The following is a 12,481-nucleotide window of genomic DNA, read 5'->3' as shown; positions in this document are numbered from 1 at the left end:
CCTGTTCGCTGCCCTCAGGCCTTGGGTTTGAGTTCCGGGTGCATCCCGGCTTCCTGTGCTTCGATTCCGAATTCGTCACCGCCCGCAAGGCCATCCGCCCCGTCATCGAGCGTATCGAGGTGCATCCAGCGCTTCACGAAAGGCGAAAGCGCCAGCACCACCACCGCGATGCCGATCGTGACCCAGCCGATCTTGGTATAGACCGCCAGCGTCACCGCCTTGCTCATCTCTCCGCCTTCGCCGCCGGTCGCCTCGCCGATCTTGCCCGCGACGAAATTGCCGACCGCGGTCATGTAGAACCAGGCGCCCATGATGAAGCTGGCCAGATGCAGCGGCGCCAGCCGCGTCATCGCCGAAAGGCCCACGGGCGAAAGGCACAGCTCGCCGCTGGTATGCAGGAAATAGATCAGGAACACGAAGACGACCGAGGTCATCACCGCCGGATCGTTCGTGCCCGCGCCCCATACGAAGACGAGGAAACCCAAGCCGACCTGGATCAGCGCATAGCCGAACTTGGCGGGCGCGGAAGGTTCCCACCCGCGCTTGCCCAGCCACTGCCACAGCCCGGCAAAGATCGGGCCGAGCAGCACGATGTAGATCGGGTTGATCGACTGGAAGAGACTGGTGGGCACCCCGCCGCGATCGACGAACTTGTCCGTATAAAGGCTGAGCGAACCGCCCGCCTGCTCGAACAGGCCCCAGAACACCGGATTGAGCGCGATCAGGAACAGGATCGCGAAGATGCGCTCGCGCGGTTCCTTGGGCAGCTTGAACGCTTCGTAGAGCGTGTAGAGCAGCATCGCCACGCCCGCGACGATCAGCATCGTCTGGATCACGTCGATATACTGGAGCAGAAGCCAGATCACCGTCACCGATGCCGCGCCGATGGCATAGAGCATCATTTCGTGCTTCTTCGCCAGCGGGGCGGGCGGCTCGCCCTTGCCCTTGAGCGCGGGCTTGCCCAGCATGAAGATGATCAGGCCCAGCACCATGCCGATCCCGGCCAGGCCGAAGCCCCAGGACCAGCCGATCGTCTCACCCAGATAGCCGACAAGGATCGAACCCAGCGCCGCGCCGGTGTTCACGCCCATGTAGAACACCGTGTAGGCCGCATCGCGGCGGGTATCGCGCAAGCCATAGAGCTGGCCGACGATCACCGAGATATTGGCCTTGAGAAAGCCCGAGCCGACAATGATCAGCGCCAGCGCCAGCCAGAACGCATTGATCGCCGGGTCCGCCTGCTTCACGGCAGGATCGGTTACGCCCTGCAGCCCTTCGTAGGCCATGAGCAGATGGCCCAGTGCCAGAACGAGGCCGCCGAACACCACCGCCTTGCGCTGCCCCAGCCAGCGATCGGCCAGATAGCCGCCCAGCACCGGGGTGATATAGACCAGGCTGGTATAGGCACCGTAGATGAGGTTGGAATCGCTGTCGGTAAACAGCCAGAACTTGACGAGGTAGAGGATCAGCAGTGCGCGCATGCCGTAATAGGAGAAGCGCTCCCACATCTCGGCATAGAACAGCACGAACAGCCCTCTGGGGTGGCCGGCGAATTCCTCGCTCTTGCGAGTGGCGATCACGCCGCCGATGGCGAGTACGGCGAACAGGGCGACAGCGGCAATCGCCGCAATCCAGTCACCCTCTGTCCAGCTTGCAATATCCTTCATGCGACGTCTTGTTGTCCCTTGTCATCCCGGGGGGAGGCTGAAGGGTCGGCAGGTTAACAAGCAAAATGAGCCTGTAAATGGGGAACACCCGGCCTCGTCCCGCATTGTGACGGGCACCAGGCCCCGATTCGGAAGTGTTTTGGCAGTGTAAAGCTAAGCCATTGCGCGAAGGCGGCCAGGATGGCATTTTCATGGCAGTCGTTCGGGCAGACTTACGTAATTTTATGATTCGCCCGGGTTTTGACTTTTTTGCGAGGGGACGGCGCAATGATCAGGTCTGAGCTTCTTCAAGTACTGGCCCGGGACAATCCGGAGCTGCGCACGGAAGACGTGGAGCGGGCGGTCGATACATTCTTCGACGAGATCGGCCAGCGGCTGGCTGATGGCGGCCGGGTCGAACTGCGCGGCTTCGGCGCCTTTTCGACGCGTCATCGCGAAGGGCGCAAGGGCCGCAACCCGCGCACTGGGGAAACCGTGGACGTGCCCGAAAAGCGCGTGCCCTATTTCAAACCCGGCAAGGAAATGCGCGCCCGTCTCAACGTGACGTAAGCGGCCCCCTCTTCCCGGGAAATCCTTCCTCCAGGCAGTTGCCCGGCCGCCTGCGATCTGCCAGAGCGCGCTGGCCTTTTCGTGCGGGCGTGGCGGAATGGTAGACGCCGGGGACTTAAAATCCCCTGAGCTTTGCTCGTGCGGGTTCGAGTCCCGCCGCCCGCACCATTGTTGGCTGGCCCTCAAGCGCCGGGCGGCCGCATCCGCGGCCTTGGCTTTCCTCGCAATAAGCTCGGGCGGCCGGTCGGCCTTGCGAACCCTGTCGGGTTCGGGGCCTTGCTTTCAACGAAAGTTCCCCCTCCCGTTCGTGTCGAGCCCTTCGACATGCTCAGGATAAACTTCGGGCTGAAGCCTCGAAGTCGAGACACGTTAGGGCCGATCGACATTCAGAAGATGGCGAGCCGAAAATGGCGATTTTGCGTAACCCGGAGCGCAGCGTACTTTATGTACGTGAGCACCGGAAGTACGCAAAAGCGCCATTTGCAGGCCGTCAGAGCTGAATGTCGATCGGCCCTAGACCTGTGTTCTCGTGTTCCAACACGAACGGGAATGGAAAAACACCGGCCCTCAGGCCGGCCGGAATGTCATAGCCGCGCCGTTCATGCAGTAGCGCTTGCCGGTGGGCGGCGGGCCGTCGTCGAAGACATGGCCCAGATGCCCGCCGCAGCGCGCGCAGTGCACTTCGGTGCGCGGGTAGCCCAGCTTGTAGTCGGTGGATGTGCCGATCGCGCCGGGCAGCGGTTTCCAGAAGCTGGGCCAGCCGGTGTGGCTGTCGTACTTCGTCTTCGAGGAATAGAGCGGATGGCCGTCCGCCGCGCACAGGAACGTGCCCGCGCGGTGTTCCTTGTTAAGCGGCGAGGAATAAGGGCGTTCGGTCGCCTCTTCGCGCAGGACGCGAAACTGCATGGGCGTCAGCCGCTTGCGCCATTCCGCCTCGCTGTAGTGGACCGGATAGGTCTTCGCCTCGGCATCGCCGCTGCCGCAGGCGGACAGCACCGGCAGGGCCACGCCTGCACCGAGCCAGCCGAGGACACGGCGGCGCGTCATTGCATCGGGGGTGGCCTTGGGGGGCACGGCGGCTCTCCTTTGTTGCTGACACCGAAGGCGCGTGCCCATCATGACGGGCACGCTGCCGGAGAGTCAATTCGGTGGAAACCGCCCTATGGTTACAGGTTTGGCGCCGCGCTTTCGGAAACAGACCGGGAGCCACCGCGCTTGCGCCAGCCCCGGCGCTTCTTTCGTCCGGCCCGTGCGGGGCCGGACTGCATCACCCGCTTGCGGAATATCCCCGCCCCGGCGCGCACCAGCAGCAACACGCAGAGCGCCTGCCCCAGCACCGCCAGCACATGCGGCCAAAGCGCTGAATCCTGCGCCGCGCGCGCCAGCATCGCGAAGGGCGAACTGAACGGGAAGAACACCGCGAACAGCTCGATCCCGCTGCCCGGCTGCGTCATCGCGTAGCTGGCCAGAAAGAACACCATGAGCTGCAGCATCGTCACCGGCATCGAGATCGTCTGCACCTCGCGCACCGTCGCCGCCATCGAGCCGATCGAGAGGAACACCGATCCCAGCAACAGATAGGCCATGGAGAAATAGACCACGCCGAGACCGATCAGCAACGGCCAGCCGACCGCCGGTTCGGGCAGATGCGGCACGGCGGAGCCCGCCGCGACATAGAGCACGGTGCCGATCCCGCCCCACACCGAAATCCCCACCAGCGAGACGGCCAGCATCGCGAAAAGCTTGCCCAGGAACACCGCTTCCATCGGGATCGCGGCAGCCAGCACTTCGATGATCTTGTTGCCCTTTTCCTCGACGAGGTTGGACAGGACCATGCCCGCCAGCATCATCGTCAGCAGGAACAGCAGCATCTGCGCCGATTGCGCGGTGCGCAGCCGTCCGGTGCGTTCGCTGGCGTTGCTGGTGGCCGTGGTTTTCAGCGCGACATCGGGCCAGGGGCCCAGCGGCCCGGCGGAAGCCTGCGCCGCGACCATCGCGATGGCCCCGCGCCAGCCCTCGATCCGGCCTTTCGGCCCGGTCAACACCGGCGCTTGCGGTGTGCCCGAAAGAACGGCGGCGATATTGGCCTGACGCCCGGCCAGCGCCTTCGCCAGATCGTAAGTCTCGCCCGCCTGCAGGCGTTTCAGCACAACGAAGCCGGGCAGCCCGGTGCCCAGCCGTTTTGCCAGGGCATCGCGCGCCGCGACCACGGCATCGGCATCCGCGCCGGTCATCACCACCCCGACTTCGGGCCGCACCGCCGTCTGATCGACCCGGCTGCCAACGCTGCCCGCCAGCACGCCCACGATCACCGGAAACAGCGGCCCGAGCAGGAAGAAGAAAAACGTGCGCGAAAACAGGATCGCCACGAAATCGCGCCGGGCCACGACCCAGGCGGCGGCGAGAACGGAAAGGCGGCCCGTCTGCCGGTTGCCGTTCATTACTGCATCTCCTCCGGGTTTTCTTCTTCCAGCGCGCGCGCCGCGGCTTCCCCGGCAATCGCCACGAAGGCATCGTGCAGCCCGGCCCGCTCGATCGAGAGCGACAGTATGCCCGCTTCCCCCTCGATCAGGGCGCGCAGCAGCGGCTCGATCCCGCTTTCGGGCAGCGGGAAGTACCAGAAGGCCCCGCCATCCGTTTTGCCGTCGCGGCGAGCGTCAACGGGAAGCGCCGCGCGCCATGGCCCGTCACCGCTGCGCGTTTCCAGCCGGACTTGCGCCGGAATACGGTCGCGCGCGACATCCACCGGACCCGCGAAGGGCACTTTGCCCCCGGCAATGATCGCCACATCGTCGCAAAGCCGCTCGGCATGGGAAATGACGTGGGTGGAGAAAATGACCGTGGTGCCCTGTTCGGCAAGGCCCCGCATCATCCGCTCCAGCTTGCCCTGATTGAGCGCATCGAGGCCGGAGAACGGCTCATCGAACACCGCCAGCCGGGGCTTGTGCACCAGAGTGCCGAGAATCTGCACCTGCTGCGCCATACCCTTGGAAAGCTGACGGATCTGGCGGTCCGCCGCATAGCCGAGGCCGTGCTGTTCCAGCAGTTCGCGGCCGCGCCGGCGCCCCTCTTTCAAAGGCAACCCGCGCAGCGCGCCGACGAAGGCAATCGCATCCACGGCTTTCATTGCGGGATAGAGCCCGCGCTCTTCGGGCAGATAGCCGATGGCGTGGGCAACATCGTGCGGCCGCTCCGCGCCCAGCAGACGGCGTGCACCCGCATCGGGATCGATAATGCCCAGCAGCATCCGCAAGGTTGTGGTCTTGCCCGCGCCGTTGGGGCCGAGAATACCGTAGACCGCGCCTTCGGGCACCGACAGGTCCACCCCGTCCACGGCCGTGAAGCCGTCGAAACGCTTCACCAGCCCGCGCGCCTCGATCGCGAGGGGAGGATCTCCGGGCATCGCCGCATTGCCGGTCACGGGCCAATCTCCTAGTGCTGCCCTCATGCAGTCTCCTGCTCCTACCACGCCCGGGCGTCCTGGCGCAGGTCCGGTTAAGACCACGCTAAGCGCCTTTGCCCGCGATCTCGAAACCGAGGCGCGGGCACTGGGCTTCTGCGCCTTCGGCGTGGCCGATGCCCGCGAGGACAGCGCGCGCGCGCAGCGACTGGACACCTGGCTGGCCGAAGGGCGCCACGGCACCATGGACTGGATGGAAGGCCGCGCCCACCACCGCCGCTCCCCGCAAGGCCTGTGGCCCGAGGCGCGCAGCGTGATCGCGCTGGGCATGAGCTATGCCCCCGCCGCCGATCCGCTGCGGCTGGCGGACGTGCCGGAGCGGGCACGCATTTCGGTCTATGCGCAAGGGGCGGACTATCACGACACGGTGAAGAAGGCGCTCAAGCACCTCGCCCGCTGGATCGTGGCCGAAGCGAACAAGCGCGGGATCGGCCCGGCGGGCGTCAAGGTCTTCACCGATACCGCGCCGGTCATGGAAAAGCCGCTGGGGGCCGCCGCCGGGCTCGGCTGGCAGGGCAAGCACACCAATATGGTGAGCCGCGAGCATGGATCGTGGCTGTTCCTGGGCGAAATCTACACGACACTGGACCTGCCGCTCTCCACGCCCGCGCGCGACCGCTGCGGATCGTGCCGCGCCTGTCAGGATGCCTGCCCGACCGGCGCCTTCCCCGAGCCCTACCGCCTCGATGCGCGGCGCTGCGTGAGCTACCTCACGATCGAACACAAGGGGCCAGTGCCGGAAGACCTGCGCGAAGGGCTGGGCAACCGCATCTACGGCTGCGACGATTGCCTGGCGGTGTGCCCGTGGAACAAGTTCGCCGGGATGGCGCACACGATGAAGGCCTTCCTCCCCCGCGCGGAACTGACCGCGCCAAGGCTCGCCGATCTGCTGACGCTGGACGATGCAGGCTTTCGCAAGCTGTTTTCCGGCAGCCCGATCAAGCGCATCGGGCGGAACCGGTTCGTGCGCAATTGCCTCTATGCAGCGGGGAACAGCGGCGAGCGGGCGCTGCTGGCGCAGGCGGAGGCGCTGGGCTGGGATGAAGACCCGGCGGTGGCGGATGCCGCACGATGGGCGGCGGGGAAGTTGGCGGGCTGAATTACCACCCGTTCGTGTCGAGCGAAGTCGAGACACGCGGGCGCAGAGGTGTCTCGACTTCGCTCGACACGAACGGTGATAGACGAAATTCCTCCCTGTTCCTGCAAGGAATGGGGAGGTGGCAGCCCCCTTCGGCTGGCTGCTTTCAGCAGCCGCTCAGGATAAACTGCGCCTCTGGCGCAGGGCTGACGGAGGGGTTTCTCCCCCTCCACCACCAGCTTCGCTGGCGGTCCCCCTCCCCATCCCCTGCGGGGACAGGGAGGATTTGAACCTACATCAGTTCTTTCAGCGGCACGTCCTTGTCTGCCAGCTTTTCGAGGTCCGGCGAGGTGCCGGCTTCCACCAGCTTGCGGCCCTGCACATAGTCCTTGACCATGTTAACGCAGTCCACCGCGACGACCTTGCCCTGCTTCAGATAGACCACGGAGAAGCTGCGCTCTTCGGGCGTGCCGCGAATCACCGTCTGATCGAAACCCGCGTTGATGCCCGCAGTCTGCAAGCGCAGGTCGTACTGGTTGGACCAGAACCACGGGAAGGCCTTGTAAGGCTTTTCATCGCCGCACAGCGCCTTGGCCACGCAAGTTGCCATGTCGTTGGCGTTCTGCACCGATTCCACGCGCATGACATTGCCGCCCGCATAGCCGCAAGCGAAGGCAGCACAATCGCCGATGGCATAGATATCGGGCAGCGAGGTGCGGCAGTATTCGTCCACGTCCACGCCATTGGCCCCGGCCGCGCCTGCGGCGATCAGCGGGCCAACGGCGGGGACAATGCCGATGCCGACGATCACTGCCTCGGCCGGGATCACTTCGCCGTCGGCCAGCTTCACGCCCGTGACCTTGTGCCCGTCGCCCTCAAGGCATTCGACCATGGCGCCGGTGCGCAGATCGACGCCGTGATCGCCATGTTCCTTCTGGTAGAAGGCCGAAAGCTCTTCCCCCGCAACGCGCGCCAGCACGCGCGGCAGCGCTTCGAGCAGCGTGACCTTGAGGCCCATCTTGGACAGCACCGCCGCCGCTTCCAGCCCGATATAGCCACCGCCGATCACGACGATGTTCTTCGTGCCCGCGTCGACTTCCGCCATCAGCGTGTCGCAGTCCTCACGGGTGCGCACGGCATGGACGCCCGCCATGTCCGCACCCGCGCAGGAGAGACGGCGCGGATCGCCGCCGGTGGCCCAGATCAGCTTGCCGTAGCCGAACGTATCGCCATTCGAGAGCGTGAGTTCGTGCGCCTTCGGATCGACCCCGGTCACTTCGGTGCCGAGCTTGAAGGTGATTTCCTTGTCAGCCCAGAACGTCGGCGGGCGGATGTAGAGGCGATCGAAGGTCTTCTCGCGCGCGAAATATTCCTTCGAGAGCGGCGGGCGCTCATAGGGATATTCCGCCTCGCGGCCGATCACGGTGATAGTGCCTTCGAAGCCATTCTGGCGAAGGGCGATCGCGCATTGCGCCCCGCCGTGCCCTGCTCCCACGATAACGACATCTGCTTTTGTGCTCATGGGCGCATCCGTTCCCGCAATTTTAGCGCATGGTCAATGCCTGAAGCGCAATTGTCTGTCCCTCAGCGGTATCAATCAGGATGAAACCGTAGCGAGGGCGTCCATCGTCAATTCCAGCGAGCGCTGCTGCGCCGCCGGATCGAAGGTGGCCACACTGACGATCAGCTCGTCCGCTGCCGTGCGGGCAACAAATGCCTCGATATCCGCGCGGACCGTGTCCGGCGTGCCGACGGCGCTGACCGAGCGGACCTGCTCCAGCATCGCCCGCGCCGGGGCAGGCAACGATTCGCGGTAATCGCGCACCGGCGGCTTGAGCTTGCCCGGATTGCCGGTGCGCAGCGCGACGAAGCTCTGGTCGGTGGAAGAGGCGAGGTAGCGGGCCTCTTCCTCGCTATCGGCGGCCACGACATTGATGGCGGCCATGAAGTGCGGCTTGTCCAGCACGGCCGAGGGCTCGAACCGGTCGCGGTAAACCTGCGCGGCCTGATCCAGCATGGCAGGCGCGAAGTGCGAGGCGAAAGCATAGGGCAAGCCCAACCGGGCCGCGAGCTGCGCGCCGAACAGGCTGGAACCGAGAAGCCACATCTCGGCGTCCGCGCCCGAAGCCTGCGGCGAGGCGACGCCGCCCACCGCCTGCCCGGTAAAGCGCGCCTGCAGCTCCACCACATCCTGCGGGAAGCGTTCGGAGGCGCCCACGATGTCCTTGCGCAGGGCATTCGCGAGCCGCCCGTCCGCCCCCGGTGCACGCCCGAGCCCCAGGTCCACCCGGCCGGGAAACAGCGCGGAGAGCGTGCCGAACTGTTCGGCGATTACATAAGGCGTGTGATTGGGCAGCATGATCCCGCCCGCGCCGATACGGATGGTGCTGGTGGCATTGCCAAGGTGCGCCAGCACGACCGAGGTCGCGCCCCCGGCAATGCCTTCCATGCCGTGATGTTCGGCCACCCAATAGCGCTTGTAGCCCGCGCGTTCGGCCACACGGGCGGTTTCGGTGGTGATCGCCAGCGCTTCGGCCACCGTGCCGCCTTCGCGCACGCTGACCAGATCGAGGACGGAGAGGGGGATCATGGCTTCGCTTTTCCTTCCGGCCCAAGCTGGGCAATATACTGCTTCGCGGTCTTCGCCGCGTCGCTTTCCGGCGCCATGGCGAGCACCGAGTTCCAGCTGCGCCGCGCGGCTGCATCGTTGCCGGAAAGCACAGCGATCACACCTGCTTCCAGCCCTATTTCGGGATCGCGCGGGGCCAGTTCGGCGGCCTTTTCGATCTGGGTCTGTGCTTGGGCGAGCTTGTTCTGGCGGCGCGAGAGCGTGGCGGAGAGCAGCCAGGCCTGCGCATTGTCAGGCGCCGCCGTGCGCGCCTGCGCCAGCGCAGTGGCAGCTTCCTCCGGTTGATTCACCGCCACCAGCGCACGCGCGCGGTCCAGCGCGATGGCCGCCGTCAGCGCCGTATCCGCAGCAGCCTCGGCATCGCTGGCAGCAGGGGCGAGTACCGCCAGCGCCTTGCCGGGCTGGCCCGCCGCCAGCGCCGCATTGCCAGCCATCTCGCCCAGCCGGGCGCGGCTGGCATGATCGTCCGCCCCGGCGGCATCGCGCGCGGTCACGAAAGCCTCGCGCGCATCGTCCCACTGGTCCAGCTCGCTCAGCGCCACACCCAGACACAGCCCGGCGCGCACCCGCTCGCGCCCGATCGCATCCTTCAGGGCATCGCGCGCAAGCTGCGCCGAACGGGCGGGATCGGCCTCCACCGCGCCCATGCAGCCCGTTTCCGGACGCTGCGAGGGCAGCGCAACGTTCATCGCCGCTTCCTCGCGCCGCTTGCGGTCTTCGTCCGCCTTTTTCTCGACGATCTCGCGCGGGAGAGCCGAGGCATAGGGATTGTTGAGATCGAATCCGCCGGCCTGGGCCAGCATCAGCGGAAGCAGCAAAGTAAGGGGCATAGAGGGACGGCTCCGGTCAGTCTGCCGCCCCGGCGCGGGGGAGGACCAGCTCGGCCACTGTGCGCAGCAGCAGGGCAATGTCGCTCTCGCGCGAGAGGCGGTGATCGCCGTCCTTGATCAGCGTGACCTGCACATCGGCTGAACGCAACTTCTCCGCCAGTTGCAGCGAAATGTCCCAAGGCACGTCAGGATCGCGCTGGCCATGGAGCAGGCGCACCGGGCAATCGATGGCGATTTCGCCTTCGAGCTGGCGGTTGGCCTGCCCGTCCGCCCAGAAACCGGGGTGGGTGGGTGTGGGCTCGGGGCCGTAGGGATTGTCCTCCCAGATCGTCTCGCCATCCGCGAGCAGGGCCTTGTCCATCTGCGGGATGCCCCATTCGGTGAAGTCCGGCGCTGCGGCAATGCCGATCAGGCCCTTGAGCCGCTCGCCCAGCGCCAGCCCCGCCAGCAGCATCAGCCAGCCGCCCATCGACGATCCGGCGAGAATCACCTCCTGCAATTCGAGCGCCTCGATCAGCGCGAGGATCTCTTCCTTCCAGCGCGAGAGCGTGCCGTCCGCGAAATCGCCCGGGCTTTGCCCGCAGCCCGAATAGTCGAGCAGCAGGCAGGACAGTCCGGTGGCCTGCGCCATCTCGAACACGGCCGTGGCCTTGCCGCCTGCCATGTCGGACATGTAGCCGGGCAGGAAGACGAGTGCGGGCCCCTGTCCGGGGGTGAAACGGTAGGCGATCTGGCGGCCGCCGGGCATGGCGTGGAAGCGGGTTTCGGTCATGGCCACGGATAGTGGGGACCGCCGGACGCAAGCACAAGCCCAACAAAGATAATGCCATCCGCCGCGCGCGCCGCTATCCCATGGCCTCATGAGCGCCGACATTCTCCGTTTCCCCACGCCTCCCTCGCGTCTGGCCTTGCGGCTGGAATGGTTCGGATCGAACCGCTCGGTGCTGACGATGATCTGGGCGCTCTATTTCGCGCTGCGCGTGGCAGTGCTGCTGGCCGGGGTTGCCCCCACCGGAGACGCCGCTGCCTATTACGGGCTGGCGGCCGGGACCGGCCCCGCAGCCCTGCAAGCGGCCTCCTTGCCGCCGGGCTGGCCGCTGGCGCTTTCGCTGGTCTTTGCCCAGTTCGGCGCCTCGCCGGTAACGCTTGGCCTGTTCAATCTGGCAAGCGCCATGCTGGCAGGGCTGCTGACGCTGGCGCTGGGCCGCCGCCTGTTTCGCAGCGAAGCCGCCGCTCGTGCGGGCCTGCTGCTGCTGGCGGTCTATCCCCAGGCCATCGGCTACGTTCCGCTGGCGCTGCCAGAGGTGTTCACCGGCATGCTGCTGCTGGCCGGATGCTGGACGGTGATCACGCGCACCCGGCGCTGGCAGCTTGTGACCGCCGGGCTGATCTTCGGCCTTGCAGCGCTGACAAATCCGCAAACCCTGATCGCCGTGCCGCTGCTCTTCGCGGTGGAGGGCGCGGGCACGAAAGATCTTCGCCGCCACACCCTCCGCCTGCTTGGCGACGGGCTGCTGGTGCTGGGCGTGGCGCTGCTGATAACGCTGCCGTGGCTGCCGGGCCATTATCAGGCCTTCGTCCCCCCGGCCGGGAGCGGATACACCCTGACGGAGCGCCTGATCCGCCTGTGGGATGCAGATGGCGAAATGACCCGGGCCTATCTGGCCGGAGCGCCCGGCCTTGCGCCCTTGGAGGCCGCTTACCCTGCCGTGCACTACGCCGCCCTAACCTTCCGGACCGCGCTGATGCTGGCGTTTGCTGCGGCCTTCCTCGTCATGCTGGTAAAGCGCCGCCGGAACGGACAGACTTGGGCCGGATGGTGGCTGCTGCCTTATGGCATCGCGCTCTGCCCGGTGCTGGCCGTGCTGGCCTTCCCCGGACGGCCGGAGTTGCATGTCCCGGTGATGCCGTTCGTCTGCATGAGCGCGGGGTGGCTGGCGGTGACGGGCTGGAATGCCCTGGCCGAGCGCGGCAGGCCCGCCCCCACGCTGCACTGAGCCTCAGGCGTTGTCTGCATTCAGTCCAGGGTGAGTCGAAAATGGTGCTTTTGCAGGCCGCCATGGGCTGAAGGCAGACAACGCCTAGTAGAGCACCGGCCCCAGAATCCGCACCACGACGGTATTGGGCCCTGCCGTCCAGATCTCGCTCCGGGCGGCCTGCTGCGCTTCGGAACCGGAAGGCTCGCCCTTGAACAGGCCCAATGCCACGACAAGGACGATTGCGACGGCAACCCATATCCCTATCAAACGGCGTCCAGACCCGGACATC

General features: G+C 66.3%; 12 protein-coding genes and 1 tRNA gene. 4 read left to right on the top strand and 9 right to left on the bottom strand.

Annotated features, from left to right (window positions below):
* Positions 1–14: 14 nt before the first annotated feature.
* The gene (locus MTR66_RS09805; protein ID WP_243920362.1) at positions 15–1,667 is read right to left on the bottom strand and encodes a peptide MFS transporter; all 1,653 of its coding nucleotides are present in this window, start codon (positions 1,665–1,667) and stop codon (positions 15–17) included.
* Between the two features lie 267 nt (positions 1,668–1,934).
* On the opposite strand from MTR66_RS09805, the gene MTR66_RS09800 reads away from it, so the two are divergent.
* The gene (locus MTR66_RS09800) at positions 1,935–2,216 is read left to right on the top strand and encodes an integration host factor subunit beta (protein WP_243920360.1); all 282 of its coding nucleotides are present in this window, start codon (positions 1,935–1,937) and stop codon (positions 2,214–2,216) included.
* An 83-nt stretch (positions 2,217–2,299) separates the two neighbouring features.
* A tRNA-Leu gene (locus MTR66_RS09795) sits at positions 2,300–2,384 on the top strand.
* Between the two features lie 399 nt (positions 2,385–2,783).
* Here the strand turns inward: MTR66_RS09795 and msrB are convergent.
* From msrB to MTR66_RS09780, 3 genes are all read right to left on the bottom strand, one after another.
* On the bottom strand, positions 2,784–3,263 hold the full coding sequence (gene msrB, locus MTR66_RS09790) for a peptide-methionine (R)-S-oxide reductase MsrB (RefSeq protein ID WP_243920701.1): 480 nt from the start codon (positions 3,261–3,263) through the stop codon (positions 2,784–2,786).
* A 119-nt stretch (positions 3,264–3,382) separates the two neighbouring features.
* The gene (locus MTR66_RS09785) at positions 3,383–4,657 is read right to left on the bottom strand and encodes an ABC transporter permease (RefSeq protein WP_243920358.1); all 1,275 of its coding nucleotides are present in this window, start codon (positions 4,655–4,657) and stop codon (positions 3,383–3,385) included.
* Positions 4,657–5,664: an ABC transporter ATP-binding protein gene (locus MTR66_RS09780; RefSeq protein WP_407673038.1), complete on the bottom strand. Its 1,008-nt coding sequence runs from the start codon at positions 5,662–5,664 to the stop codon at positions 4,657–4,659. The genes MTR66_RS09785 and MTR66_RS09780 overlap by 1 nt, the downstream gene beginning before the upstream one ends.
* Here MTR66_RS09780 and queG point away from each other — a divergent pair.
* A complete protein-coding gene (gene queG, locus MTR66_RS09775; protein WP_243920355.1) occupies positions 5,663–6,775 on the top strand; it encodes a tRNA epoxyqueuosine(34) reductase QueG in 1,113 nt (370 codons plus the stop codon). The genes MTR66_RS09780 and queG overlap by 2 nt on opposite strands.
* A gap of 271 nt (positions 6,776–7,046) precedes the next feature.
* Here the strand turns inward: queG and MTR66_RS09770 are convergent, their stop codons facing one another.
* From MTR66_RS09770 to MTR66_RS09755, 4 genes are all read right to left on the bottom strand, one after another.
* The gene (locus MTR66_RS09770) at positions 7,047–8,276 is read right to left on the bottom strand and encodes an NAD(P)/FAD-dependent oxidoreductase (protein ID WP_243920353.1); all 1,230 of its coding nucleotides are present in this window, start codon (positions 8,274–8,276) and stop codon (positions 7,047–7,049) included.
* A 75-nt stretch (positions 8,277–8,351) separates the two neighbouring features.
* Positions 8,352–9,344 carry an LLM class flavin-dependent oxidoreductase gene (locus MTR66_RS09765; protein WP_243920351.1) on the bottom strand — a complete coding sequence of 331 codons (993 nt, stop codon included), beginning with the start codon at positions 9,342–9,344 and terminating at the stop codon, positions 8,352–8,354.
* Entirely contained in the window at positions 9,341–10,213 is an 873-nt protein-coding gene (locus MTR66_RS09760) for a tetratricopeptide repeat protein (RefSeq protein WP_243920349.1), read from the bottom strand. Before MTR66_RS09760 ends, MTR66_RS09765 begins: the two co-directional genes overlap by 4 nt.
* A 16-nt stretch (positions 10,214–10,229) precedes the next feature.
* Positions 10,230–10,985: an alpha/beta fold hydrolase gene (locus MTR66_RS09755; RefSeq protein ID WP_243920347.1), complete on the bottom strand. Its 756-nt coding sequence runs from the start codon at positions 10,983–10,985 to the stop codon at positions 10,230–10,232.
* Positions 10,986–11,073: 88 nt separating this feature from the next.
* Between MTR66_RS09755 and MTR66_RS09750 the strand changes: the two genes are divergently transcribed.
* Complete coding sequence (locus MTR66_RS09750; protein ID WP_243920345.1) at positions 11,074–12,210, top strand: glycosyltransferase family 39 protein; 1,137 nt, start codon at positions 11,074–11,076, stop codon at positions 12,208–12,210.
* A gap of 84 nt (positions 12,211–12,294) precedes the next feature.
* Here MTR66_RS09750 and MTR66_RS09745 read toward each other — a convergent pair whose 3' ends face one another.
* Positions 12,295–12,480: a hypothetical protein gene (locus tag MTR66_RS09745; protein ID WP_243920343.1), complete on the bottom strand. Its 186-nt coding sequence runs from the start codon at positions 12,478–12,480 to the stop codon at positions 12,295–12,297.
* Between the last annotated feature and the right edge of the window lies 1 nt (position 12,481).

The organism is Novosphingobium beihaiense (genome assembly GCF_022832375.1).
GTDB lineage: Bacteria > Pseudomonadota > Alphaproteobacteria > Sphingomonadales > Sphingomonadaceae > Novosphingobium > Novosphingobium beihaiensis.
The sequence above is the reverse complement of the archived record's forward strand: the minus strand, read 5'-3'. Positions and strand labels throughout refer to the sequence as shown.

What these genes read in the sequence shown, in the direction of transcription:
- MTR66_RS09805 (WP_243920362.1), bottom strand. Translation starts at nt 1,667, where the DNA reads ATGAAGGATATTGCAAGCTGGACAGAGGGTGACTGGATTGCGGCGATT.
- MTR66_RS09800 (WP_243920360.1), top strand. Translation starts at nt 1,935, where the DNA reads ATGATCAGGTCTGAGCTTCTTCAAGTACTGGCCCGGGACAATCCGGAG.
- msrB (WP_243920701.1), bottom strand. Translation starts at nt 3,263, where the DNA reads ATGACGCGCCGCCGTGTCCTCGGCTGGCTCGGTGCAGGCGTGGCCCTG.
- MTR66_RS09785 (WP_243920358.1), bottom strand. Translation starts at nt 4,657, where the DNA reads ATGAACGGCAACCGGCAGACGGGCCGCCTTTCCGTTCTCGCCGCCGCC.
- queG (WP_243920355.1), top strand. Translation starts at nt 5,663, where the DNA reads ATGCAGTCTCCTGCTCCTACCACGCCCGGGCGTCCTGGCGCAGGTCCG.
- MTR66_RS09780 (WP_407673038.1), bottom strand. Translation starts at nt 5,664, where the DNA reads ATGAGGGCAGCACTAGGAGATTGGCCCGTGACCGGCAATGCGGCGATG.
- MTR66_RS09770 (WP_243920353.1), bottom strand. Translation starts at nt 8,276, where the DNA reads ATGAGCACAAAAGCAGATGTCGTTATCGTGGGAGCAGGGCACGGCGGG.
- MTR66_RS09765 (WP_243920351.1), bottom strand. Translation starts at nt 9,344, where the DNA reads ATGATCCCCCTCTCCGTCCTCGATCTGGTCAGCGTGCGCGAAGGCGGC.
- MTR66_RS09760 (WP_243920349.1), bottom strand. Translation starts at nt 10,213, where the DNA reads ATGCCCCTTACTTTGCTGCTTCCGCTGATGCTGGCCCAGGCCGGCGGA.
- MTR66_RS09755 (WP_243920347.1), bottom strand. Translation starts at nt 10,985, where the DNA reads ATGACCGAAACCCGCTTCCACGCCATGCCCGGCGGCCGCCAGATCGCC.
- MTR66_RS09750 (WP_243920345.1), top strand. Translation starts at nt 11,074, where the DNA reads ATGAGCGCCGACATTCTCCGTTTCCCCACGCCTCCCTCGCGTCTGGCC.
- MTR66_RS09745 (WP_243920343.1), bottom strand. Translation starts at nt 12,480, where the DNA reads ATGTCCGGGTCTGGACGCCGTTTGATAGGGATATGGGTTGCCGTCGCA.